The 23,975-nt window shown below is 73.8% G+C and carries 18 protein-coding genes and 1 tRNA gene; 4 read left to right on the top strand and 15 right to left on the bottom strand.

Annotated features, from left to right (window positions below):
- Window positions 1–2: 2 nt before the first annotated feature.
- Together FQY79_RS02430 and mrcB are read right to left on the bottom strand one after the other, a co-directional pair.
- Window positions 3–527, bottom strand: coding sequence for a tetratricopeptide repeat protein (locus FQY79_RS02430; protein WP_146310393.1), 525 nt, complete (start codon window positions 525–527; stop codon window positions 3–5).
- Window positions 524–2,980 carry a penicillin-binding protein 1B gene (mrcB, locus tag FQY79_RS02435; RefSeq protein ID WP_146310395.1) on the bottom strand — a complete coding sequence of 819 codons (2,457 nt, stop codon included), beginning with the start codon at window positions 2,978–2,980 and terminating at the stop codon, window positions 524–526. Before mrcB ends, FQY79_RS02430 begins: the two co-directional genes overlap by 4 nt.
- Window positions 2,981–3,109: 129 nt before the next feature.
- On the opposite strand from mrcB, the gene FQY79_RS02440 reads away from it, so the two are divergent.
- Entirely contained in the window at window positions 3,110–5,215 is a 2,106-nt protein-coding gene (locus FQY79_RS02440) for a glycosyltransferase (protein ID WP_146310397.1), read from the top strand.
- A gap of 37 nt (window positions 5,216–5,252) precedes the next feature.
- On the opposite strand, the gene FQY79_RS02445 is transcribed toward FQY79_RS02440, so the two are convergent.
- The 3 genes from FQY79_RS02445 to FQY79_RS02455 form a co-directional block, all read right to left on the bottom strand.
- Window positions 5,253–6,863, bottom strand: coding sequence for a hypothetical protein (locus FQY79_RS02445; RefSeq protein ID WP_146310399.1), 1,611 nt, complete (start codon window positions 6,861–6,863; stop codon window positions 5,253–5,255).
- 58 nt (window positions 6,864–6,921) lie between these two features.
- The gene (locus FQY79_RS02450) at window positions 6,922–9,054 is read right to left on the bottom strand and encodes a RelA/SpoT family protein (RefSeq protein WP_146310831.1); all 2,133 of its coding nucleotides are present in this window, start codon (window positions 9,052–9,054) and stop codon (window positions 6,922–6,924) included.
- A gap of 151 nt (window positions 9,055–9,205) precedes the next feature.
- The gene (locus FQY79_RS02455) at window positions 9,206–13,309 is read right to left on the bottom strand and encodes a DUF3418 domain-containing protein (RefSeq protein WP_146310401.1); all 4,104 of its coding nucleotides are present in this window, start codon (window positions 13,307–13,309) and stop codon (window positions 9,206–9,208) included.
- Window positions 13,310–13,395: 86 nt separating this feature from the next.
- On the opposite strand from FQY79_RS02455, the gene FQY79_RS02460 reads away from it, so the two are divergent.
- Window positions 13,396–14,010 (top strand): Dps family protein, encoded by a 615-nt coding sequence (locus FQY79_RS02460; protein ID WP_146310403.1) that lies wholly within the window; start codon window positions 13,396–13,398, stop codon window positions 14,008–14,010.
- Window positions 14,011–14,171: 161 nt separating this feature from the next.
- On the top strand, window positions 14,172–15,995 hold the full coding sequence (gene recQ / locus FQY79_RS02465; RefSeq protein ID WP_146310405.1) for a DNA helicase RecQ: 1,824 nt from the start codon (window positions 14,172–14,174) through the stop codon (window positions 15,993–15,995).
- 250 nt (window positions 15,996–16,245) lie between these two features.
- Here recQ and FQY79_RS02470 read toward each other — a convergent pair.
- Window positions 16,246–16,321 (bottom strand) — tRNA-Lys (locus FQY79_RS02470).
- Between the two features lie 95 nt (window positions 16,322–16,416).
- Here FQY79_RS02470 and FQY79_RS02475 point away from each other — a divergent pair.
- Window positions 16,417–16,884, top strand: a complete 468-nt coding sequence (locus FQY79_RS02475; protein WP_186759699.1) for a group III truncated hemoglobin — start codon at window positions 16,417–16,419, stop codon at window positions 16,882–16,884.
- Here FQY79_RS02475 and queC read toward each other — a convergent pair.
- The 9 genes from queC to ybgC form a co-directional block, all read right to left on the bottom strand.
- Complete coding sequence (gene queC / locus FQY79_RS02480) at window positions 16,872–17,543, bottom strand: 7-cyano-7-deazaguanine synthase QueC (protein WP_146310407.1); 672 nt, start codon at window positions 17,541–17,543, stop codon at window positions 16,872–16,874. The two genes, FQY79_RS02475 and queC, sit on opposite strands and share 13 nt — an antisense overlap.
- 72 nt (window positions 17,544–17,615) lie before the next feature.
- Window positions 17,616–18,293, bottom strand: a complete 678-nt coding sequence (gene queE, locus FQY79_RS02485; protein ID WP_146310409.1) for a 7-carboxy-7-deazaguanine synthase QueE — start codon at window positions 18,291–18,293, stop codon at window positions 17,616–17,618.
- Window positions 18,294–18,300: 7 nt separating this feature from the next.
- Window positions 18,301–19,101, bottom strand: coding sequence for a tol-pal system protein YbgF (gene ybgF, locus FQY79_RS02490; protein WP_146310411.1), 801 nt, complete (start codon window positions 19,099–19,101; stop codon window positions 18,301–18,303).
- Between the two features lie 9 nt (window positions 19,102–19,110).
- The gene (gene pal, locus FQY79_RS02495; protein WP_146310413.1) at window positions 19,111–19,632 is read right to left on the bottom strand and encodes a peptidoglycan-associated lipoprotein Pal; all 522 of its coding nucleotides are present in this window, start codon (window positions 19,630–19,632) and stop codon (window positions 19,111–19,113) included.
- Window positions 19,633–19,694: 62 nt separating this feature from the next.
- A complete protein-coding gene (tolB, locus tag FQY79_RS02500; protein WP_146310415.1) occupies window positions 19,695–21,014 on the bottom strand; it encodes a Tol-Pal system beta propeller repeat protein TolB in 1,320 nt (439 codons plus the stop codon).
- Window positions 21,015–21,284: 270 nt separating this feature from the next.
- Window positions 21,285–22,268 (bottom strand): TonB C-terminal domain-containing protein, encoded by a 984-nt coding sequence (locus FQY79_RS02505; protein WP_146310417.1) that lies wholly within the window; start codon window positions 22,266–22,268, stop codon window positions 21,285–21,287.
- Window positions 22,258–22,701 (bottom strand): ExbD/TolR family protein, encoded by a 444-nt coding sequence (locus FQY79_RS02510; protein ID WP_146310419.1) that lies wholly within the window; start codon window positions 22,699–22,701, stop codon window positions 22,258–22,260. Before FQY79_RS02510 ends, FQY79_RS02505 begins: the two co-directional genes overlap by 11 nt.
- A gap of 9 nt (window positions 22,702–22,710) precedes the next feature.
- Window positions 22,711–23,505 (bottom strand): protein TolQ, encoded by a 795-nt coding sequence (gene tolQ / locus FQY79_RS02515; RefSeq protein WP_146310421.1) that lies wholly within the window; start codon window positions 23,503–23,505, stop codon window positions 22,711–22,713.
- Entirely contained in the window at window positions 23,502–23,960 is a 459-nt protein-coding gene (gene ybgC / locus FQY79_RS02520; protein ID WP_146310423.1) for a tol-pal system-associated acyl-CoA thioesterase, read from the bottom strand. The genes tolQ and ybgC overlap by 4 nt, the downstream gene beginning before the upstream one ends.
- Between the last annotated feature and the right edge of the window lie 15 nt (window positions 23,961–23,975).

The following is a 23,975-nucleotide window of genomic DNA, read 5'->3' on the forward strand; positions in this document are numbered from 1 at the left end:
CGTCAGTAGCGTTCGGGGCCGGCCACGCGGCAACCCTCGACCTGGCGCGCGGCCGAGGCCGCGCCCTCGGCGTCGCCGGCGACCAGGCGCACCTGTTCGATCGTGGCCCAGTGCCGGCGGCACAGCGGGCCGACCTGCGCGCCCAGGGCGAAGGCGCGCTCGGCCAGGGCGCCGGCGTGCTCGAAGTCGCGCTGCAGGAGCGCGGCCTCGGCCCGCTCCTGCAGCAGCGCCGGGTCGTCGGGGGTGATGTCCAGCGCACGATCGAGCGCGGCGGCCGCCGCGTCGTAGTCACCCGCGGCGCGCGCCGCGCGGGCCTGCTCGCGCAGATCCTCGACCATCGGGTCACGCAGCGGCATCACCGCCAGCTCGCCCTCGCCGTCGCCGGCGGCGGCCTCGATCGCAGCCACCATCTGCAGCGGACTGGCGCCGGTCAGCGGGGCCGGCCCCCGTTCGCCCGGCCCGCCGGCGCAGGCGGCCAGCAGCAGGGACAGGATCGCGACGGCGGCAAGGCGGGACGACAGGGTCATTGCACGGGCTCGCTGGTGGGTGGAGGCGGCGGGGGCGGGGGCGCGGGCGGCGGCTCGGCCTGCGGCTGGCGCCGGCCCAGGCCGAACCAGCTGCGCCAGCCGCGGTCGGGCGACTGGCCCTGGCCGGCCCCGGGCATCGCGCCTTCGTCCGCCGGGTCGGGCGCCATGAACGAGGCGCAGGGCACGTACGGCGGCGCGAACCCGGACACGAAGGCGAAACGGCGCGCACCGGGGCACTCGGCGTCGGTGGCGTTGGACTGCAGCACCCACTGCCAGTCCAGCCCTTGCCCGCCGACCCGCAGCGGCGCGCTCGGCAGCCGCGAGAACAGCCGCGACCACACCCGCATCGCGCCGGTAGCGCCGTACAGGCCGGTCTGTTCGTTCTGGTCGTTGCCGACCCAGACCACGGCCAGGTGGTCGCCGGTCCAGCCGGCGAACCAGCTGTCGCGCCCGTCGTTGCTGGTGCCGGTCTTGCCGGCGGCGTTGAGCCGGCCGAGGCCGTCGTTGACCAGCTGGCGGCCGGTGCCCGACACCACCGCCTGCTGCAGCGCCAGGGTCACCAGGCGCGCGGCGATCGCGTCGCCCTCGGTGGCCGGCGCCGGCGCCTTGTCGTAGCGCCGGACCGCGCGCCCCTCCGGGTCCAGCACGCCGCGCACCGCATGCAGCGGCTGGATCTCGCCGCCTGAGGCGAGGAACTGGTAGAGCTGCGCCATCGCGTACGGGCTCTGGTCCATCGCGCCCAGGATCAGCGCCGGATTCGGCCGGGCCTCGACCCCGGCCAGGGTGCGCACCAGGTCGGCCAGGCGCCGCGGGTCGACCTGCATCCCGATGCGCACCGTGGCCTGGTTGTACGAGCGCGCCAGTGCGTCGATCAGGCGCACCGTGCCGTGGCTGCGGCCGTCGGAGTTGCCCGGGCTCCAGCGCCGCCCGTTCTCCAGCGTGACCGTCACCGGCGAATCGTCCACCCAGGTGGCCAGCGACCAGTCGCGCGGGCTGGCCAGCGCCAGCAGGTAGACGAAGGGCTTGAGCAACGACCCCACCGGACGCTGCGCCTCGACCGCGCGGTTGAAGCCGTGCACCGCCGGCCGGCGGCTGCCGACCACCGCCAGCACCTCGCCACCGTGCACGTCGGTCACCACCATCCCCGCCTCCAGCGGCGGACGCTTGCCGGTCTGCAGGTCCTCGAGCGTGCGCACCACCGCGGCCTCGGCGTATGCCTGGGCCGAGGGCGACATCGCCGTCATCACGCTCAGCCCGGCGCCCTGCAGCGCGTCCGCGGGATAGTCGCGCGCGAGCTGCCGGCGCACCAGGTCGACGTAGGCCGGGAAGCGGTTGGCGGCGATGCTCCCGGGGGTGCGGGTGATCCCGAGCGGGGCCTGGAGCGCGCGGTCGTACTCGGCCTGGTCGATCAGCCCGGTCTGGAGCATGTTCGCCAACACGAAGTCGCGTCGCGCCTTGGCCCGCTCCGGATGCCGGCGCGGGTCGTAGTACGAAGGCCCGCGGACCATGCCGACCAGCAGCGCGACGTGCTCGGTGTCCAGATCCTCAAGCCGGCGTGCGAACCAGAACTCCGCGCCCGCCGCCACGCCGTGGATCGCCTGCGCGCCGCGCTGGCCCAGGTAGACCTGGTTGAGATAGGCCTCGAGGATGGTGTTCTTGTCGAAGCGCGCCTCCATCAGCAGCGCGTACAGGATCTCGTTGAACTTGCGGCTCCAGGTCTGCTCGCGGCCGATGCCCAGCAGCCCGCTGCGCGCCAGCTGCTGGGTCAGCGTGCTCGCCCCCTGGCGCTTCTCGCCCGAGCGCAGGTTGACCCACGCCGCGCGCGCCATGCCGCTGAGGTCGATGCCGAAGTGGTGGGCGAAGTCGCGGTCCTCGACCGCCTGCAGGGTGTCGGTGAGCAGCGGCGGCACGTCGGCCGCGCGCACCAGCCGGCGTTCCTCCTGCTTCTGGCCGTAGAGGGTGGCGATGCGGGCGGCGTCCAGGCGCGCGGACTTGACCTCGCGGTCGCCGGCCAGGTCCTTGAGGCTGCGCACGCGGCCGCCGGAGAGCGTGGCCTGGATCCGGCTCGGGCCGACCACGCCGTCGACATCACGGAAGCCGCGACTGGAAATCGTCCAGCGCCCGTCCTCCTGCCGGTAGGTGCCGGGGCGTACGCCGTCGCCCTCGTGGTAGGCGGCGGCCTCCAGCTCGATCTTCAGCGTTTGCGCATCCATCGCCTGGCCCGGCGCCAGCCGCAACGGACGCGCGTAGACGCGGGTGGGCACCTGCCAGCGCAGCTCGCCGAAACGTTCGCTGAGCTGGTGGTTGAGGTACAGCGCGTACGGCACCAGGAACCCGATGCCCAGCCCCACCAGCGCCAGCGCCCACGTCACCAGCCGCCGCCGCCAGTCGCTGCGGGCCGGGGAGTCGGGGCTGTGGTCGTGGTCGTCTTCGTCGTATTCGATACGGGCCATGCCTGCCGGAGCCTGCACCGGAAGCGGGCCGCGGGATGCGACAATCGGCGCGATGCGCAGTCTATCCCACCCCTCCGGGCGCCGGCCGCGTGCGCCGGCCCCGCGGTCAGCTGGAGTTGCCCGGCCGCGATGGCGCTGACCGACGAACTGCAACTGCTGCTGGCGCGAGCGACCGGGCTGGCCCGGCGCGGCGTGGCGAGCCTGCGCACGCGCGGCCTGAAGCACACGCTCGAGCGCGCGCGGCTGCAGTTCGCGCCGCGCGCCCGCCCTGCCCCGCGGCCGCTGCTGCAGGCCGATACCCGGCCGTTCGCGCCGTTCGCGGTCCCGTGCGCCGACGCGCCGCTGGCGAGCATCGTGGTCCCGGTGCACGGCCAGTGGCGGCATACCCTGGGCTGCCTGCGCGCGATCGCGGCGCATCCGCCGGCCTGCCCCGTGGAGGTGGTAGTGGTGGACGACGCCTCGCCGGACGACACCGCCACGCACCTAGCGCAGGTCGAAGGCCTGGTGGTGGTCCGCCGCGCCACCAACGGCGGTTTCATCGCCGCCTGCAACGACGGCGCGGCGCGCGCCCGCGGCCAGTACCTGGTGTTCCTCAACAACGACACCGTGCCGCAGCCGGGCTGGCTCGACGCCCTGCTCGACACGTTCAGCACCCATCCCGACACCGGCCTGGCGGGCGCCCAGCTGCTGTATCCCGACGGCCGGCTGCAGGAAGCGGGCGGACTGGTGTTCCGCGACGGCAGCGCCTGGAACTACGGCCGCTTCGAGTCGCCCGACGATCCGCGCTTTTCCTATGTGCGCGCCACCGACTACGTGTCCGGCGCCGCCGCCGCGATCCCGCGTGCGCTGTTCGAGCGCATCGGTGGATTCGACCGCCGCTACGCGCCGGCCTACTACGAGGACACCGACCTGGCCTTCGCCGTGCGCGAGGCCGGCCATGCGGTGCGCTACCAGCCGGCCGCGCGGGTGCTGCACGACGAGGGCACGACCGCGGGTTCCGATCCCGCGTCCGGAGTCAAGGCCTGGCAGGCGCGCAACCGCGCCGTGTTCGCCGCGCACCGCGCGCAGGCCCTGGCCGCGCTGCCCGGACCGGGGCCGACGCCTTCGCCGGCCACGCTGCACCGGCGGCAGCGCCAGGTGCTGGTGATCGACGGCGCCACGCCCCGGCCCGACCACGATTCGGCCTCGCTGCGGCTGGTGAACCTGATGCGGCTGCTGCAGGCCGAGGGCGCGCACGTGGTGTTCCTGCCCGCCGACCTCGCCCACGCCGGCCGCCACACCGCCGCCCTGCAGGCGCTGGGCATCGAAGCCTGGTACGCACCGTTCGCCGGGCGCCTGTCGCGCTGGCTGCGCGAGCACGGACCGCGCTTCGACGCGGTCATGGTCAGCCGCCACTACGTGCTGCGCGAGCTGCTGCCGCTGCTGCGCCGGCATGCGCCGGCGGCACGCATCGTATTCGACAGCGTCGACCTGCACTTCGTGCGCGAGCGCCGGACCGCGCGGCTGGCCGGCGACGAGGTGCTCGCACGCAGCGCCGAGGCCACGCGCGTGCGCGAGCTGGAGATGGTCCGCGCCAGCGACGCCACCGTCGTGGTCAGTGGCGAGGAGGCGGCGCTGCTCGCGCGCGAAGTGCCAGGCGCCCAGGTGGAGGTGCTGTCCAACGTGCACGAGGTGGCCGGCCCCGGGCTGCCGTTCGAACGGCGCGGCGACCTCGTGTTCGTGGGCGGCTTCCGCCACCCGCCGAACGTGGATGCGGCGCGCTGGTTCTGCCGCGAGGTGTTCCCGCGCGTGCGCGAGCGCCTGTCCGCGGTGCGCTTCCACTGCATCGGCGAGGGCCCGCCGGACGAGATCGCGCGCCTGGATGGCCGCGACGGCATCCGGGTCCACGGCCACGTGCCCGACCTCGCGCCCTACATGGACGGCTGCCGGGTGGCAGTGGCGCCGCTACGGGTGGGCGCCGGGGTGAAGGGCAAGATCAACCTGAGCATGGCCCACGGCCAGCCGGTGGTCGCGACCACGCTGGCGGCCGAAGGCATGCACCTGTGCGACGGCCACGACGTGCTGCTGGCCGACGACGCGGAGGCGTTCGCCGACGCCGTCGTGCGCCTGTACCAGGACCGGGCGCTGTGGCAGGCGCTGGCGGCCAACGGCCTGGAGAGCGTGCGCCGGCACTTCTCCGCCGAGGCGGCGCGCCCCGCCCTGCGGCGGCTGTTCTTCGCCGAGGCGGCGCGCTGAACCGCGCGCGGGTCGCGCGCGTCGCGACGCCCGGCGCTCAGTCCGGCACGCGCCCGCCCGCGACCCGCAGCCGCCGCTCGAACGCGTCCAGCCCCGGCGCGGTCCGGTCCAGCCCGCGGGCCGATTCCAGCGCCGCGGCCGCGGCCGCCACCTGCCCGCCCTGCAGGCGCTCGTCGCCGATCGCCAGCCAGCGCTGCGCCAGCCGGCGGCGGGCAGCGCCCAGCGAAGCGCCGTCCTCGCCCAGCGCCTCGCGCGCGTCCAGGCAGCGCCGGGCGCGGGCGAGGTCGTTGGCACTGAGGTGGCGATCGAAGCAGGCCCGTGCCGAAGGCAGCAGCCGCGCCACCGCCTGGCGCACCTGCGCGTCGCGCGGCGCGATCGCCTGGGCCGCACGCAACAGGTCGAAGGCGCTGTCCCCGGGCGGGGTCAGCAGGTCGCCGCGTGCCTCCGCCTCGGCCGCCCGGCGCAGCAGCACCGGGACCTGGCGCGGGTCGCCGGCGCCCGCGCCGGGGGCCTGCAGGCGGGCATGGCGCCGGCGCGAACGCTCGACCGCCGCTTCGGCAGCCGCCACCACCGTCGCATCGGGAGCCAGTTCCCGCGCCCGCGCCAGGGTCGCGGCGGCCTGGTCGAAGCGGAAGTCCGCGGCCTCCCGTTGCCCCCGCGCCGCCAGCGCCGCCGCCGCGCGCCCGAGGCCGGCGCGGGCCGAGGCGTCTTCGGGGTCGTCGCGCAGCAACCGCTGCCAGATGGCGGCCGCGGCCTCGACCCGTCCGCCCGCCAGTTCGGCGTCGGCGCGGCGGCGCAGCGCGTCGAGTTCCTCGACCAGGCGGGCCTCGGCCTCGGGCAGGTCGACATGTCCGGGGTCGTAGCCGCGCGCGGCGGCGATCGCCGCGGCGGCCGCCTGCAGTTCGCCCGCGCGCAGGTCCTCGCGCGCCTGGCCCAGCAGCGTGGCGAGCGCCTCGTCGCGGCCACGCAAGGCGTCGGCATGGTCGGGCGCGAGTTCGAGCACGCGCGCGTACAGCGGCAACGCCGCCTCGGCATCGCCGTGCAGGCGGCCGGCGGCGTGGGCCCGGGTGGCGCGCGCCACCAGTCCCTCCAGTCCGGCCCGGCCCGCCTCGCGCTCGCGCAGGCGCTCGGCCAGCGCATCGGCGCGGGCGCGCGGGATCGACAGCTCACGCGCCAGCTGGAGCATCGCATGCGCCTCCTCGAACCGGTCCGCGGCGAGCGCGACCGCGGCCTGCTCCAGCGCCGCCTCGGCCACCCGCGCCAGCCCCTCGCGTGGGCCGGGCTGGTCGGGGTCGATCGCCTGCGCGGCCTCGAACAGCTCGCGCGCGCCGCTGCCGTCGGCGGCGCTGAGGTGGCCGCGCGCCAACGCGGCCTCGGCCTGTCCGGCCAGGGCGTGGACGCGCGCCTGCGGCCACAGCCGGTCCCCCAGCGGGCCACGCAGCAGCACCGCCGCGGCGAGCAGCAACCCCAGCCCGACGGCGCCCAGCAGCCAGCCGCGCGTCCCGTCGCCGGACCGCTGGACGCGATGCGCCGGGCGCGCCACGCGCAGTGCGTCCAGGTCGCCGAGCACGGGCTCGCGCCGGCCGTCCGACCGGGCGTGATTCACGGTCGAGTTGCGATCCGGGGCCACGCGGGACAGCTTACGCACGGCGACTGAATGCGTCCGTGATCGTGCCGGCCGCGCGCCGCCTGGCCCCGGCCCGGACTCATTCGCGCCGGGCGTGCTCCACCCCGGGCAGGGCGTCGAGCCGCGCCAGCACCCGCGACAGCTGGTCGTAGCCGTCGACCCGCAACTGCAGCCGCAACCGCACCCGGCCGTGGCGGCCGGCGTCGCTGCGGATCGAGGCCACGTGCGCGTCCTCCTGCGCGATCACGTTGCTCACGTCCTTGAGCAGGTGCCGCCGGTCGACCGCGTCCACCACCGCCGTGGCCTCGTGCAGCCCGTCCTGGCGCCCCCACGAGACCGGCAACACCCGCTGCGGCTGGGCCGCGGACAGGCGCAGGAACGCGGCGCAGTCGGGCCGGTGCACGCTCACTCCGCGGCCGCGGGTGAGGTAGCCGGAGATGGCCTCGCCCGGCAACGGGTGGCAGCAGCGGGCGAGCTGCACCACCAGGTTGTCCACGCCCAGCACGCTCACGCCCGGGCCGCCGGCCTTGGGCGCACGCCGCCGCGGCAGCACGGTGGCCGGTTCCGGGGCCTGCGCCGGGGCGGAGCGCGCGCGCTCGTGCTCCTGCAGCGCGCGGCCGACCTGGTGTGGCCCCACGTCGCCCAGCGCCACCAGCACCAGCAGCTCGTCGACGCTGGCGACGTTGAACTTCGGCAGCACCGGTTCGAGGTCGGCCTGCAGCAGGCCCATGCGCCGCAGCTCGCGGTCGAGCATCTCGCGCCCGGCCTGCAGGTTGCGCTCGCGGTCGAGCTTGTGGAACCAGGTCCGCACCTTCTCCCGCGCGCGCGGGCTGGCGAGGAAGCCGTTGGCCGCCACCAGCCAGTCGCGCCTGGGTTCGGGTTCCTTGGCGGTGAGGATCTCGACCCGGTCGCCGCTGCGCAGCTTGTGGTCGAGCGGCACGATGCGGCCGTCGACCTTCGCCCCGCGGCAGCGGTGCCCGACCATGGTGTGCACGTGGTAGGCGAAGTCGAGCGGCGTGGACCCGCGCGGCAGGTCGACCACCTCGCCAGCCGGGGTCAGCACGTAGATGCGGTCCTCGACCAGCTCGGTGTCGAAGCCACCGGCGAGCGCCTCGCCCTCGCCCTCGCCGTGCGCCTCGAGCAGGCGCCGCATCCATTCGATCTTGCGTTCGAGCGCGGCGTTGCCGGAGCTCGAACGCTGCGAAGGGCCGCGTCCGGCGTAGGAGTCCTCCTTGTAGCGCCAGTGCGCGGCCACGCCGAGCTCGGCCTGCTCGTGCATTTCCCGGGTGCGGATCTGCACCTCCAGGGTCTTGCCCTCGGGGCCGATCACCGCGGTGTGCAGCGAGCGGTAGTCGTTGTGCTTGGGCCGGGCGATGTAGTCGTCGAACTCGCCCGGCACCGGCACCCACAGCGCGTGCACCACGCCCAGCACGGCGTAGCAGGCCGGGATGTCGTCGACCAGCACCCGCACCGCGCGCAGGTCGTAGAGCTCGCCGATCGGCACGTCCTTCTTCCGCATCTTCTTCCAGATGCTGTAGATGTGCTTCGGCCGGCCGGCAATCTCGGCCTCGATGCCCTGCGCGCGCAGGGCCTCGCCGAGTTCGCGCGTGACCTGGGCGATGTAGCGCTCGCGGCCGGCGCGCTTGTCGTCGAGCAGCGAGGCGATGCGGCGGTAGGTCTCCGGCTCGAGGTGGCGGAAGGCCAGGTCCTCGAGCTCCCACTTGAGCTGCCAGATGCCCAGGCGATTGGCCAGCGGGGCGTGGATGTCGCGGGTCAGGCGCGCCAGCGCCATCCGCTCCTCCTCGGGCAGCGCGCCGGCGTGGCGCATCCGCGCCAGCTGGCGCGCGAGCAGGATCGGCACCACCCGCAGGTCGCGCACGATCGCCAGCAGCAGCCGGCGCAGCCCCTCGGTATTGCCCGCGGCCGGACGCTCGGCATGCAGGCTCCAGACCTGGTTGGCCGCGCGCTGACCTTCGAGCAGGACCGCCACCGCGGAATGCGCGGCGGGCAGCGTTGCGGCGGCCGCCGCCGCCAGGTCCGGCAGGTCGAACAGCAGCGCGGCGGCCAGGGAGTCGCCGTCGGCGTCGAGCAACGACAGCAGCGACAGGGTGTCGGCCAGCTGCGCCGGCGCGGCCGGGGTGCAGCGGGCCGGGTCCAGTGTCGCTGCCGCGGCCCGCAGCACCTCGCGCAGCGCCGGCGCCACGTGGCGCATGGCGGGCAGGTCGAGCCAGTGGTCGAGGCCGAGTTCGGCGTTCACGCGCGGCTTCCGTTGGCGGACGGGGACACGGTAACGGGATGGCGTCGCCCGGAACAGGGATCAAGCTGCGTCGCAGCATCCCACGCGGTGGACAACGGTCCCGCCCTCAGCCGGCCCCCTGCAGCGCCAGCGCGGCGATCCGCGCCGCCAGCTTCTTCGCCGTGGGCGCACCGCGCATGGACAGTTCCTGCGCATAGGTCGCCACCCGCACCTCTTCCAGGTCCCGGCGCAGCGCCTGGCGCTCGCGCGGGGTGCCGGCGCCCGCGGCCTCGGCCGCGACCAGCGCGTCGACCAGCGGCTTGAGTTCGAGCATGCGCTGCTGGTCGCGCAGCGGATCGCGCTGGGCGCGTTCGGCGCGGGTGGCCAGCGCGCGCAGCCAGCGCGGATAGGCCTCGAGCGCCTGCGCCGCTTCCTCACGCAGGAAGCCCGGGTACGCGAGCGAGGCCAGGTGCGCCTGCATGTCGTCGAGGTTGCCCCGGGCCCAGCCGACCAGCCGCGATTCGAGCCGCGCGCGGACCTGCGCCACCAGCTCGAGGATTACCTCGGCCTGCTGCAGCCGGCGCATGGCCTCGCCGAACAGGGCGCGGCCGGCCGAGTCGCGGCGCGTGGCGAAGGCGTCGGGATCGCGGATCTCCTCCAGCCCGTCGGCCAGCAGCGCCTCCAGCGCGCCGTCCACCAGGTCCTCCCGCAGGCGGTCGCCCCCGCCGCCGCGCTTGCGTTCCCCGCCGGCCTCGATCGCGGCGTACAGCAGGGCGGTCTTCGGCTGCACCGGAAGCTGCCGTCGCGCCTGCCGGATGCGGTCCTGCAGCGCGATCCGCAGCAGGCGCCGCACGCCTTCGGGATGCAGCCGCACCGCCTGCGCCGGGTCTGCATGCACCGCCAGCGACGCACTGTCGCCGTCGTCCTGCAGCGCCGGGTACGCGGGCACGCCACCGGCACCGGGCACCGAGAGCGGGATCGGTTCGCCCGGGAACTCGCGCAGGCCGGTGCGCGCCAGGCCTTCCGCGGCCCGCGACGCGAACGCGCGGGCGGCACGCTCTCCAAAGCGCGCGCGCAGTTCTTCGAGGTCGCGCGACTCGGCCAGCACCCGCGGCTCGCCACGGCCGCGCACTTCGACCAGGCGCAGGTTGGCGCGCAGGTGCGGATCCAACGCCGACACGTCGAAGTCGGTCGCGGCCACCGCCACGCCGGTCATGCGCTGCAGGAAGCGCGCCAGCGACGGGGCGAAAGCGTCGGGCTCGTCGCGGCCGTGGGCCTGGGCGAAGGCGGCGGCGAAATCCGGCGCCGGCACGAAGTTGCGGCGCAGCGCCTTGGGCAGGGTCCGGATCAGCGCCACGGCCTTGTCGGCGACGAAGCCCGGCGCCAGCCACGACAGCCGCGCGGGGTCGAGCGCGTTGAGCAGGTGCAGCGGCACCGACACGGTCATGCCGTCGTCCGGCGCGCCGGGTTCGAAGCGGTAGCTGACCGCCAGCCGCGCATCGCCGATCGGGATGAAGGCAGGGAAGCGCGCTGCGTCGGTGCCCTCGCCCACCAGCAGGTCGTCGCGGGTCCATTCCAGCGCCTGCCGCTGCGCGGCATCGGCCTTCGCGTACCAGGCGTCGAGCGTGCGCGCCTCGACGATGTGCGACGGGATCCGGTCGGCATACCACTGCCGCATCCAGTCCTCGTCCACGACCAGGCCGACCCGGCGCTGCTTGGCCTCCTCCTCGCGCGCGGCCTCCAGCGTGGCGAGGTTGCGGGCCAGGAACGGCGCACGCAGGTTGACTTCGCCGGCAACCAGGCCGTCGGCAAGGAACAGCTGGCGCGCGTCCTGCGGATACAGCCGGCCGTAATCCACCGGCCGCTTCGGCGCCAGCACCAGGCCGAACAGGCTGACCTGCTCGCTGCCCAGCACCCGCCCCTGCGAGCGCGACCAGCGCGGATCGTGGTGGCGGTGCGCCAGCAGGTGCGGCAGTTCGGCGATCGCCCAGTCGGGCTCGATCGCGGCGTTGGTGATCGCCCACACCTTCTCGGTGTCGAGCAGGGTGGCGGTGAGCACCCACGGCGGCGGCTTGCGCGCGAGCGTGGAGCCCGGGAACAGCTGGAAACGGCGCCCGCGCGGCCCTTCGTACACGCCGCGCTCGCCGAGGTGGCCGATGTGCGTGGGCAGGCCGGCGATCAGGGCCCGGTGCAGCGGTGCGTAGAGATGGGGCGCGAGGGCGTCGCCCGCGTCGGCCGGAACGGATGCCGGTTTGCGCGGCTCCGCGGGCGGCGGCGGCTCGGCCTGGCCTGCCCACAGTTCCGCACACTGCAGCTTGAGCTGGCGGTGCAGCTCGCGCCATTCGCGCATGCGCAGGAAACCGAGGAAGTTGCGTTCGCACCACTTGCGCAGCTGGGACTGGGTCAGCTCGGAGTGCGCCGCGTCGTAGGCGTCCCACAGCCGCAGGATGCCGACGAACTCGGACCTGGGGTCGGAGAACTGCGCGTGCGCGGCGTCGGCGGCGGCGCGCTGGTCGGCCGGGCGCTCGCGCGGGTCCTGGATGCCGAGGAACGACGCGATCGCCAGCATCTCGCGCAGGCAGCCGTGGCTGCGCGCGGCGACCAGCATCCGCGCCAGCTTCACGTCCACCGGCAGCCGGGCCATGGTCCGGCCCAGCGGGGTCAACGCGCGCCGTTCGTCCACCGCGCCCAGCTCCGACAGCTGCTGCCAGCCGTCGGCGATCGCGCGCGGGTCGGGCGGATCGATGAACGGGAAGTCGGCGATCACGTCGCCCTGCGCGGCCCCGTCGCGTTCGCCGCCCTTGCGCCCGCGGCGCCTGCCTCCGGCCGGCCCGGCCTCGCCCAGGCCCAGCGCGAGCATGCGCAGGATCACGCCGGCCAACGCGGCGCGCCGGATCTCCGGATCGGTGTAGGCCGGGCGCGACAGGAAGTCGGCTTCCGAATACAGGCGAATGCACGTGCCCGGCGCCACGCGCCCGCAGCGGCCCTTGCGCTGGTCGGCGCTGGCCTGCGAGATGGCCTCGATGTGTAGCCGGTCCAGCTTCTGCCGCGGACTGTAGCGCTTGACCCGGGCCAGGCCGGGATCGACCACGTAGTGGATGCGCGGCACCGTCAGCGAGGTCTCGGCGACGTTGGTCGCCAGCACGATGCGCCGCTGCGGGCCGGGGTTGAACACCCGGTCCTGGTCCCTCGCCGACAGCCGCGCGTACAGCGGCACCACCTCGGTATGGCGGTAGCGGCGCTTCTCCAGCGCCTGGTGCGCGTCGCGGATCTCGCGCTCGCCGGGCAGGAACACCAGTACGTCGCCGGTGCCGCGCTCGGCCATGATCTCGTCGCAGGCGGCCACGATGCCGTCGAGCACGCCCAGGCCCGGCGCCTCCGCCCGGCTCCGTGCGCGCCCGCCACCGGACGGCGGCGGCGCCTCGTCGGCCTCCCCCTCGCCCAGCGGGCGGTAGCGCACCTCGACCGGATAGCCGCGGCCCTCGACCTCGACCACCGGCGCCCCGCCGAAGTGCCCGGCGAAGCGCTCGGTGTCGATCGTGGCCGAGGTCACCACCAGCTTGAGGTCCGGCCGCCGCGGCAGCAGGCGCTTGAGGTAGCCGAGCAGGAAGTCGATGTTGAGGCTGCGCTCGTGCGCCTCGTCGACGATGATCGTGTCGTAGCGCGAGAGCCAGCGGTCCGAGGCGATCTCCGCCAGCAGGATGCCGTCGGTCATGAACTTGACCGCGGTGTGTTCGCCGACGCTGTCGTTGAAGCGGACCTGGAAGCCGACCGCCCCGCCCAGCGGCACCTGCAGCTCCTCGGCCACGCGCCGCGCCACCGCGCGCGCGGCGATCCGGCGCGGCTGGGTGCAGCCGATCATCCCGGCCGCGCCGCGTCCTGCCTGCAGGCACAGCTTGGGCAGCTGGGTGGTCTTGCCCGACCCGGTCTCGCCGGCCACCACCAGCACCTGGTGGCGACGCAGCAGTTCGACGATGCGGTCGGCATGCGCGGCGATCGGCAGGTCGGGAGCGACGGAGGCCGCCGGCAGCCGGGCGGCGGCCGCGTCCCGGGCATCGACCGAGGCCTGCAGCGCCGCCGCGAACGCCTCGCGCGCCGGGCCCGAGGCGGGCGCCGCCTTCCAGCGCGACCACAGCCCCAGCAGCCGCCCGCGGTCGCGCGTGCACGCCGCGTCGATCGCGCGCCGCGCCCGGTTTAACGCAGTCGTCGCGCCGGCATCCCTAGACTCCATCAGGCCCTTCGATGCCGGCGACCGCCGGTCGTCGCCTCAGCCACATTGGCGTATTGTCTCCAAAAACCATCACCACGAGGTTCCCCATGGCCAAGGCCACCACCAGCAAGTCCACCAAGGGTTCCACCGGCAAGGCCGCGAAGGCCCCGGCCAAGTCCGCCGACGGCAAGGGCGCCAAGGGCGGCAGCGTGGTGCCCACCGCCTCCCCCGCCTCCGGCGAGGGCCAGGCCATCGACATCGGCATCTCCGCGCAGGACCGCAGGAAGATCGCCACCGAGCTGTCGAAGTTCCTGGCCGACGCCTACACGCTCTACCTCAAGACCCACAACTTCCACTGGAACGTGACCGGGCCGATGTTCAACGCCCTGCACGTCATGTTCGAGGAGCAGTACACCGAGCAGTGGAACGCGCTCGACGAGATCGCCGAGCGCATCCGCGCCCTGGGCTTCAACGCCCCTGGCTCCTACGCCGAGTTCATCAAGCTCACCTCGATCCGCGAGGAGCCCGGTGCCACCGAGGCGCCCGACTGGCGCGAGATGGTGCGCCAGCTGGTGGTCGGCAACGAAGCCGTGTGCCGCAGCGCGCGCCGGGCCATCGACGTGGCCGACGACGGCGACGACGAGCCCACCGAGGACCTGCTGATCCAGCGCCTGCAGACCCACGAGAAGTACGCCTGGATGCTGCGCTCGCTGCTGCAGTGATCGGCCTCGTGCGCCCCGCCCCCGGCGGCGCCGGGGCGCGGGCGCGGCGCACCTGAACACGGCGCGCCGCAACACGCGGCATCCCGCCGCCGCGACCGCCCGACCCCGCGACGGGTGGATGTCCCACCCTGCCGCCGCGGCGGCGCCGGTATCCTTGGCGGATGGAGTCCCAGCCTGAAGTCCTGCTCGAACGCGTGTTCGGGCACCATGCGTTCCGCGGCGCGCAGGGCGAGATCGTGCGCCACGTCGCGGCCGGGCACGACGCGCTCGTGCTCATGCCCACCGGCGGCGGCAAGTCGCTGTGCTACCAGCTGCCGGCACTGCTGCGCGAGGGCACGGCGATCGTGGTCTCGCCGCTGATCGCGCTGATGCAGGACCAGGTCGAGGCGCTGCGCCAGCTGGGCGTGCGGGCGGCCTGCCTCAACTCCAGCCTCGAGGCGATGGAAGCCCAGGAGGTCGAGCGCCAGCTCGTTGCCGGCGGCCTCGACCTGCTCTACGTCGCGCCCGAACGCCTGCTCACTCCGCGCTTCCTGTCCCTGCTCGACCGCTCGCGCCTGGCCCTGTTCGCGATCGACGAGGCCCACTGCGTGTCGCAGTGGGGCCACGACTTCCGCCCCGAGTACCGCGAACTCACCGTACTCCACGAACGCTGGCCGCAGGTCCCGAGGATCGCGCTCACCGCTACCGCCGACCCGCCCACCCAGCGCGAGATCGCCGAGCGCCTGCAGCTGCAGGACGCGCGCCGCTTCGTCACCTCGTTCGATCGCCCGAACATCCGTTACACCGTGGTGCACAAGGACGACGCCCGGCGCCAGCTGCTGGACTTCCTCGCCGGCCACCGCGGCCAGGCCGGGATCGTCTACTGCCTGTCGCGGCGCAAGGTCGAGGAATTCGCGCAGTTCCTGGCCGCGCATGGCATCGACGCCCTGCCCTACCACGCGGGCATGGACGCGGCCACGCGCGCGGCCAACCAGCGCCGCTTCCTGCGCGGGGACGGGGTGGTGATGGTGGCCACGATCGCCTTCGGCATGGGCATCGACAAGCCGGACGTGCGCTTCGTCGCCCACCTCGACCTGCCCAAGTCGATCGAGGGCTATTACCAGGAAACCGGCCGCGCCGGCCGCGACGGCGAACCGTCCGAGGCCTGGATGTGCTACGGCCTGGGCGACCTGGTGCTGCTGCGGCAGATGATCGAGCAGTCCGAGGCCGGGCCCGAGCGCAAGCGGCTCGAACACCGCAAGCTCGACGCCCTGGTCGGCTACTGCGAAACCATGCGCTGCCGCCGCCAGGTGCTGCTGGGCAGCTTCGGCGAGGCGCATCCCGGCGCCTGCGGCAACTGCGACAACTGCCTCTCGCCGCCCGAGTCCTGGGACGGCACCGAGGCCGCGCGCAAGGCGCTGAGCTGCGTCTACCGCACCGGCCAGCGTTTCGGTGCCGCGCACCTGATCGACGTGCTGCGCGGCGGCCGGACCACGCGCATCCAGCAGTTCGGCCACGACCGCCTGAGCGTGTACGGCATCGGCGCCGACCTCGACGCCCGCGAATGGCGCGGCGTGTTCCGCCAGCTGGTGGCCTCGGGCCTGCTCGACGTCGATGCCGAGGGCCATGGCGGGCTGCGCCTGACCGCCGCCAGCCGCCCGGTGTTGCGCGGCGAGCAGCCGGTGCCGCTGCGCAAGCTGCCCAACCGGCGCGAGCGCGGACGTTCGGCCGCGCGCACGCCCGCGGTGGCCGTCGACCTCTCGCCCGGGGAGCTGCGCGTGTTCGAGGCCCTGCGCGAGCTGCGCGCGCGGCTCGCGCGCGAACAGGGCGTCCCGGCGTATGTGGTGTTCCATGACGCCACCCTGCGCGCCATCGCCCGCCAGCGCCCGCGCGACCTGGGCGAACTGGCGCACGTGGAAGGCATCGGCGCCGCCAAGCTCGAACGCTACGGCGACCAGGTCATGGACACGCTGCGCGAGGTCGACGACGCGCTGGCGGACCCGTAACCCCGGGGCCCTCGCCGGGCCAGGCGACGGAACGCAATGCCGGCGGCCGCGGTGGATTCGAACCGCGCCGCGCGGTCCACCCGCCTCATGCACATGGAACGCGCCGCGACGCGCGACGCACGGCCCGTGGCGGCGAAGCGGGTGCTGGTGGGCCGTGATGGATTCGAACCGCGCCGCGCGGACCTTTCGCCTCTCCGCCATCAAGCGCGCCGCAGCGCGCGACGAACTCGGGCTGCGACGGAATCTAGGCTGGTGGGCCGTGATGGATTCGAACCATCGACCAGCGGATTAAAAGTCCGATGCTCTACCAACTGAGCTAACGGCCCGTCAGCCCGCGCATTATAAGGCAGGGCCCGAGGGCCGCCGGTCGCGACTGACCTGGGTCAAGGCCAGGCGCGTCGCGGCTGCGTAGACTGGCGCCATGGTCGATCCCCACCCCACGCCCGGCGCGCAGGCCGACCCTCCCGACGAGGCCGCGATCTCACGCCTGGTCCACGCCTTCTACGGCCGCGCGCGCCTGGATCCGCTGCTCGGCCCGGTATTCGAGGCCGCGGTGCACGACTGGCCGGCGCACATGGACACCCTGGTGCGGTTCTGGTCTTCGGTACTGCTGCGCACCGGGACGTATCGCGGCAACCCGATGGCGGCGCACCAGCCGCTGCGCCTGGACGAGGAGCACTTCGCCCGCTGGCTGGAGCTGTGGCATGCGACCGCCCACGAGCTGCTGCCGGCGGCCCAGGCGGGGCACGTGTCGGACATCGCCCAGCGCATCGGGCGCTCGCTGCGGATCGGCCTGGGCATCGACCCGCTGCGGGCCGAACGGCGCGCAGCGGGCGGGCCGGACTGCCACCACCACCCGCACGGGGGCAGCGAAGGTCAGTCCACGTAGCGGGTCGGGTCGGGCACCCCGGCCGCGGCGAAGCCGTCTGCGCGCAGGCGGCAGGCATCACAACGGCCGCAGGCGCGGCCGGAGGCATCGGCGCGGTAGCACGAAACGGTGTCGGCGAAGTCCACGCCCAGGCGCAGGCCCTCGCGCACGATGTCTGCCTTGCCCAGGTGCAGCAGTGGGGCGTGCACGCGGATGCCGGCGCCTTCCACGCCCGCCTTCGTGGCCACGCTGGCCAGCCGCTCGAAGGCTTCGATGAACTCCGGCCGGCAGTCGGGATAGCCCGAATAGTCGACCGCGTTGACGCCGCAGAACAGGTCGTGGGCCCCCAGCACCTCGGCCCAGCCGAGGGCGAGCGAGAGCATGATCGTGTTGCGCGCCGGCACGTAGGTGACCGGGATGCCCGCCCCACCGGCCTCCGGGACCTCGATATGTTCGTCGGTCAGGGCCGACCCGCCGAACGCGCCGAGATCGACCTGGACGGTCTTGTGCGCCACCGCACCCAGCTGCCGGGCCACGCGGTCGGCGGCCTCCAGTTCGGAGGTGTGGCGCTGGCCGTAGCGCACGCTCAGCGCGTGCACGGCGAACCCCCGTTCGCGCGCGATCGCCAGGACCACGGCCGAATCCATGCCACCGGACACCAGGACGACTGCGTTCTTCATGCGGTTCGGGGATCCTGGGACATGGGCCAAAGCGGGCGCGGGCGAGGCCGGGAGCTGGCGGCCCGGCCGCCCTCAGCGGCCCGGCTCATCGTTCCACAGCAACTTGTGCAGCTGCACCTGGAACCGCACCGGCAGGCGGTCGGCGACGATCCAGTCGGCCAGCTCGGTCGGCGGGAGTTCGGCCTTGCTGGGCGAGAACAGCACCTCGCAGCGCGCGTGCAGCGCGTGCCGGTGCACCAGTTCGCGCGCCCATTCGTAGTCGGCACGGCCGCACAGCACGAACTTGACCTGGTCGTGCGGGGTGAGCAGCGGCAGGTTCTCCCAGCGGTTGCGCCGCTCCTCGCCGGAGCCGGGGGTCTTGATGTCGAGCACGCGCGAGACCCGGGGGTCGACCGCGGCGACGTCGATCGCGCCCGACGTCTCCAGCGAGACCGCATGGCCCGCGTCGCACAGGCGCGAGAGCAGCGCCAGGCAGCGCTTCTGCGCCAGCGGCTCGCCGCCGGTCACGCACACATGGCGCACGCCGTGGCGGGCCACCTCGGCCACGATCGCGTCGAGGTCCCACCACTCGCCCCCGTGGAAGGCATAGGCGGTGTCGCAGTAGCGGCAGCGCAGCGGACAGCCGGTCAGGCGGACGAAGACCGTGGGCCAGCCGGCGTCGCGCGCCTCGCCCTGCAGCGACAGGAAGATCTCGGTGATGCGGAGCCGGTCCGCCGGGGCGACGGCCGGGCCGGGCGCGACGGCGTCCACGGCGGTCTCAGCGCGTGGCGCGCGCGAGCTGGATCGCGTGCAGGCGATCCTCGGCGGTGCGCGCCGCGTCGGTGCCGGGGAAGCGCTCGGCTACCTGCGCCAGCGTGGACTCGGCGCCATCCAGGTCGCGCAGCCCGTACTGCGACAGGCCGATCTTGAGCAGCGCGCCCGGGGCCTTGTCGTGGGTCGGATAGCGCTCGACCAGGACCTCGAACTGCTCGCGCGCCATCTCGTAGTTCTGGGTGACGTAGTAGCTCTCGCCGAGCCAGTACCGGGCATTGGGCGCGTACACGCCCTCCGGGTAGGCCTGCAGGAAGGCCAGGAACAGGTCGGCCGAGGCGACGTAGTCGCCGGACTTGAGCGCGTCGAACGCCTGCTCGTATGCGGAGCGTTCGTCGGCGGCGTTGGCCAGCAGACCGGGATCGCCATGCACCCGCGGCGCGGCCTCGTCGCGTGCCGGCTGTGCGGGCGTCTGCGGCGCGGCGGCGCCGACCGTACCCTCGCCCGGCGCGGCGGGCATCCCGCCCTCCAGGCGGTTGAGCCGCCCGTCCAGGTCCAGGTACTGGGTGCGGCTGCTGGCGCGCAGCTGCTCGTTCTGCTGCTGCAGTTCCTCCACCAGCGCGCGCAGGGCCTGCACCTCGGCCCGCAGCTCGGACACCTGGTTGAGCAGGTCCATGCTCACCCGGTTGTCCGCGGCCCGCTGCTCGAGCAGCGCCACGCGGTCGGCCAGGCTCATGCGCTGGGCGGATGCGGGCGCGGCGGCCACGAGGGCCGCCGCGAACGCGATTGCAACGATCAGGACACGCATCCGGGTCGATTACCGTGCGGTGTAGACGATCTCGACGCGACGGTTGCGGGCCCAGCAGTCCTCGTTGGACTCGGTGCAGGTCGGGCGCTCTTCGCCATAGCTGACCACGGTCAGCTGGCCGGCGGAGCCGCCGTTGGCCTGCAGGGCCGAGGACACCGAGTTGCCGCGGCGCTCGCCGAGGCCCAGGTTGTACTCGCGGCTGCCGCGCTCGTCGGCGTGGCCTTCCAGGGTGATGCGCGCCGACGGGCGGTCGCGCAGGTACTTGGCGTGGCAGGCCATCTGCGCCTGGAACTCCGAACGCACGTTGTCCCGGTCAAGGTCGAAGTACACCGTGCGCTGGCGCAGGCACGCGTCGCGGTCCAGGTCCTCGGGGCCGTAGACGCCCGACGGGGCCGGGGCGGTGTCGGTCACGGGCTGCGCGGGCGGTTCCGGCGGGGCGTCCTTGACCTTCTTCGAACAGGCGGCTGCAGCGACGCACATCATGGCGATGAGCAGGGCCTTGCCGAGCACGGCGGGCTTGTTGGTCTTCATTTCTCGTCGATCCTCAGGCGTAGACACGGGTTCAGGTTGATTGACTGTGCGTGCAGAAAATGTCAGCGCTGGTCCCGATACGGGCCCCACGCCGGCTCCCGGACATCGCCGTCCGCAAGGACAAGGCGCTGGCGAACGCGGCCGTCAGCCGAGACAGCATACAGGACGCCCCTGCGGCCTTCACGCGCCGCGTACAGCAGCATGCTGGCGTTGGGGGCGAAGCTCGGGGATTCGTCCAGCGAGCCCGGGGAGAGGGTCGTCCAGCGCGGGGTGCCCAGGCTGCGGTCCATGACCGCGATCCGGTAGGTATTGCCGGCGCCCTGGGCCACGGCGATCTTCTGCCCGTCCCAGGACACGTCGGGGTCGGCGTTGTAGGCGCCCTCGAAGGTCACCCGGCTGGCGGCGCCGCCGGTGGCGGGCGCCTGGTAGACCTGCGGCCGGCCGCCGCGGTCGGAGGTGAAGTAGATGCTGTTGCCGTCCGGGCTCCACACCGGGGCGGTGTCGATCCCGAACTGGTTGGTGATCCGGGTCAGGGCCTTGGTGGCCAGGTCCATCACGTAGATCTCGGGGTTGCCGCTGCGCGAGAGCGTCAGCGCCAGCTTGCGGCCGTCGGGCGAGAACGCCGGGCCGCTGTTGATGCCGCGGAAGCTGGAGACCAGTTCGCGGCTGCCGGTGGCGATGTCCTGGATGTAGATCGCGGAGTTGCCGCGCTCGAAGCTCACGTAGGCCAGCTTGCGGCCGTCGGGGCTCCAGGCCGGCGACAGCAGCGGCTCGTTCGAGCGCACCACGGTCTGCGGGTTGTAGCCGTCGGAGTCGGCCACCATCAGCGCGTAGCGGGCGCCCTGTCCCGCGCCGGTGGCGGTGACGTAGGCGATCCGGGTCCAGAACGCGCCGCGGATGCCGAGGATCTTCTCGTAGATCGCGTCGGCCATCTGGTGGGCGACGTCGCGCAGCGCGCTGGCGCGCGCGGTCATCGCCAGGCCCAGCAGGCGCTCCTGCTTGGCGACGTCGAACAGCTCGTACTCCACCCGGTAGCTGCCCTCGGCCGCGTCGACCACCCGGCCGACCACGAGGAAGTCCTGGCGCAGCGCGCGCCAGGCCGGGTAGTCGACCTCGGCGCCGGTGGTGGGCCGCGCCATCATGTCCGCCTCGGGCAGGGTCCGGAACTGGCCGGACCGCTCCAGGTCGGCGCGCACCACCGCGGCCACGTCGGTGGGCGGCGGGCTGCCCGAGCCCTGGTAGGGCATGGGCACCACGGCGATCGGCAGCGCGGAGGCGTTGCCGCCGATGATGTCGATTTCCAGGCCCTGCTGCTGCGCGGCGGCGGCGAAGGGCAGCAGCAGCGCGAACACGGCGAACAGACAGCGTTTGGCGAAGGTCATCAGGGGATCCTGGACGTTTGCATGGAGGCGGCGGACAGCTTGGCCCGAATCGCGGCGGGAAGATGAACGGAAGATGGATTCATGAATGCACCTGCCCTCCCCGGTCTCGCGACGCGGGCCGTAGGAGCGGCTTCAGCCGCGACCACGGCGCGCTTTGCCGCGTGCGTCCCGTTGGGCGGGCCGCCGGTCGCGCCTGAAGCCGCTCCTACAGGGGGAGCAGGCGGCGATGCAACGGTAGCGGCCGCGGCGTGAAGCCGGGGCGAGCGGCGCTCAGCGGTCCTGGGCCTGGAAGTTGAGCGTCAGGGTGCGCTGGAACACTGCCTCGAAACCGGCGTAGGGCAGCGGCTGGGCCTTGAGCACCGCGGCCTCCACCGAGCGCCGGCCGAGCTCGTCGTAGGGGCAGGACGGATCCACCTCGGCCGAGACCACCTCGCCGCCGGGGATCTGCCGGATCACGATCCGGCAGCGCTGGCCGATCGGCACCGTGTCGGGCCGGGTCCAGTTGCGCAGGATCGCCTCCTGGATCGCGGCGGCGTAGCGCGCGGCCAGGCCGGTATCCACGCCCTGGTTGCCGGGCGGCGGCGGCGGCCCGGCCGGAGTGGCCGGCGGCTGCGCGGCCTGGCGTTCGCGGGCGGCGATCTGCTCCAGGCGCTGCTGTGCCAGGCGCTGCTCGCGCTCGAGGCGCTCGCGCTCGGCGCGGATCTTCTCCAGCTGCTGCTGGGCGAGCCGGCGCTTCTCCTCGGCCTCGCGCTGGCGCTCGCGCTCGGTCAGGTCGATCTGCTCCTGGCGGCGGCGCTCCTCCTGCTCGCGCTCGACCCGCGCACGTTCGGCCTCGGCGTCGCGGCGCACTTCCTCCTGGTCGACCGGTGCCGGATCCGGCACCCGCTCCTGCGGCGCCGGGCTGCGCTCGACGGGCGCGTCCTGCGGAGAGGGCTCGGGCAAGGGCTGCGGCGGCGGAGCCACGTCCTCGAGCACGGGTTCGGGCAGGGGCGGCGGCGGCTCGGGTTCGGGCAGCGGGACCGGTTCGGCGCGCAGGGCCTCGACCGCCGCCTGCCGGTCGGCATCGGACACCTCCAGCACCGCGTCGATCGACGGCGCGCCGGCGACGCTGATGCGGTCCGGATCCCAGGTCAGCAGCGGCGAGAGCAGCAACACCGCCAGCAGCCCGAGATGCAGCGCGACCGCCCAGGCAACCGCGCGGCCCAGGCCCTCGTCCCGTGCGAACGTGCGGCGCTCGGTCGCTTCAGCGTGCATTGGCCCTGCTGTCGGTCCACAGGCTGACGTTGGTGACCCTGGCCCGCCGCAGCACGTCCATCGCGTCGATCACGCGCTGGTACGGCGCGTCGCCGTCGGCGGCCACCATCACCCGGAAGTCCGCGCCCTGCTGCTCCCGGACCGGAGCGAGCATGGCCTCCATCCGGGCCGCGTCCACCTCGCGCGGGCTGTCGTCGCCCGGCAGCTTCAGGCCCAGGCGCCCGTCGGGATAGGCGACCACGATCACCGGCTCCTCACGGTCCTGTGTGGCGCGCGCGGTGGAGGACGGCAGCTTCACGTCCACGCTCAGGGTCAGCAGCGGCGCGGTCACCATGAAGATGACCAGCAGCACGAGCATCACGTCGATGTAGGGAACGACGTTGATCTCGGATTTCAGCTTGCGCCGCCTGCGGTGGATGATGTGTCCGGCCATCGGCGCCGCCTACTCGATCGAGCCCTGGCGCTGCAGGATGGTGCTGAACTCCTCGGCGAAGCTCTCGTAGCGCACCGCCAACCGCTCCACCCGGGTGGTGTAGCGGTTGTAGGCCCACACCGCCGGGATCGCCACGAACAGGCCGATCGCGGTCGCGAACAGCGCCTCGGAGATGCCCGGCGCCACCGCGGCGATGCCGGTCTGCTCGCCGCTGTTGAGCATGTCGTGCATGGTCACCATGATCCCGAACACGGTGCCCACGAGGCCGACGTAGGGGGCGGTCGAACCGATGTTGGCCAGCAGCTCGAGGTTGCGCTCGAGCTGGTCGACCTCGCGCGAATAGCTCACCCGCATCGCCCGCTGCGCGCCCTCGAGCTGGGCGCGCGCGTCGAAGCCGCGCTTCTCGCGCAGGCGCGCGAACTCGCGGAAACCCGCCTCGAAGATCGCCTCCAGGCCGCTGACCCGGCGGTTGCGGTCGGTGGCGGCCGAATAAAGCTTGCCCAGGTCGGCGCCGGACCAGAACCGGTTCTCGAAGTCGTCGGCCTCGCGGTCGGCCTCGCGGTAGACGCGCGCCTTGCGGAAGATGATCACCCAGCTGATCAGCGAGCCGGCCAGCAGCAGCAGCACGATCAGCTGCACCGGCAGGCTGGCCTTGACCATCAGGTCGATGTAGTTGATGCCCTCGTGGGCGGTGGTGGCCGCGGCGGCCGCGGCCGCATCGGCGAGCTGGGCCGTTTCCGCCGCGGCCTCCTCGGGCAGGGGTTCGACCTGGGCGGCCTGCAGCAGCATCGCGAGGGGGATCATTCTTGTTCGGCTCCGGGTTCCACGAGTCGGTTCAGTTCCTGGTGCAGCGCCGGGGGGATCGCGCGCGGCCGGAAGGTGGCCGCCTCCAGCGCCGCGCATCGCACCTCGGCATCCAGCAGCAGCTCCTCTCCGCGCAGGATGGACTGCGCGAACACGATGCTCGCGTGCCGGCAGCGGCGCAGCGACACCGTCACCTGCAGCAGGTCGTCCAGCCTGGCCGGCTTGCGGAAATCGATCCGCATCGCCCGCACCGCGAACACCAGGCCATGGTCCAGACGCAGCGCGTCCTGCCCGTATCCCAGGGCGCGCACCCATTCGCTGCGGGCGCGCTCGAGGAACGCGAGGTACTGCGCGTGGTAGACCACGCCACCGGCATCGGTATCTTCCCAGTACACCCTTGTCGGGAGGCTGAACGTCCGGGGAACGCGAACGGGGTCGGAGGTCGCGTGGGTCAAGGTCTTCCTCTGGGG

Origin of the sequence: Luteimonas wenzhouensis (assembly GCF_007859305.1) — a bacterium.
GTDB lineage: Bacteria > Pseudomonadota > Gammaproteobacteria > Xanthomonadales > Xanthomonadaceae > Luteimonas > Luteimonas wenzhouensis.